Raw genomic sequence first — 779 nt, 5'->3', positions numbered from 1 at the left:
CTTAATTTCCAGCGGCTTATCAACACCAGAACGAATAATTGTCAACGTAATTGGTGTTCCAGGAGCACCTCGCATCTTATTAACAGCTTCATTCAATGTTTGACCATTGGTCTGTACACCATCAATTTTTGAAATGAGATCCCCTGCCAAAATACCCGCTTTTGAAGCAGGTGTATCATCCATTGGAGAAACAACTTTAATCAAGTTTTTCTCCATGGTTACTTCAATACCGAGCCCTCCGAATTCTCCTTTTGTAGAATCCCGCATCTCCTTGGCTTCTTGCGCATTCATATAAGATGAATGGGGATCAAGCGATGTGAGCATCCCATTTATAGCATTTTCAATAAGCTTTTTATCGTCTGGAACCGTCACGTATTGCATACGTACGCGTTCAAAGATATCGCCAAATATGGCCAGCTCTTTATACGTATCACCTTCATTATTGGCAGCAACAGACTGCACCATAATCATTGAACTGGCGCCGAGAAATACCCCAGCGACCAAAAGAATAATTTTACGAATCATTTTGGTTCCTTCTTATTTTTCAGTCTGCCACCAAGGAGTTGGATTCACAGGCTTCCCCTGCTTTCTAAACTCAATGTAAAGCATTGGAGTCGTTTTGCCTATATCCAATGCAACACTGTTCGCAACAAATTGCATCCCCATCGTTCCAAGAGGTTCACCTGCAAGAACAAACTGTCCCTGAGTGACGTTGATTCTCGACATCCCAATAAGAACGATATGATAACCATTTCCAACATTAAGAATGATTAATTGTC

2 protein-coding genes are annotated in these 779 nt (G+C 41.3%); both read right to left on the bottom strand.

Features of this window, described 5'->3' with window-relative positions:
- Positions 1-525 (bottom strand): S41 family peptidase (locus tag ACFIKB_RS09475; RefSeq protein ID WP_375653506.1); only part of this gene is annotated, 525 nt, incomplete at its 3' end.
- A 12-nt stretch (positions 526-537) separates the two neighbouring features.
- Positions 538-779, bottom strand: a 242-nt coding sequence (locus ACFIKB_RS09470) for a murein hydrolase activator EnvC family protein (RefSeq protein WP_375653504.1), incomplete at its 5' end; no start/stop codon positions are given.

The organism is Bartonella sp. MR110HLJHH (assembly GCF_042194225.1).
Taxonomy (GTDB): domain Bacteria; phylum Pseudomonadota; class Alphaproteobacteria; order Rhizobiales; family Rhizobiaceae; genus Bartonella; species Bartonella grahamii.
The sequence above is the reverse complement of the archived record's forward strand: the minus strand, read 5'-3'. Positions and strand labels throughout refer to the sequence as shown.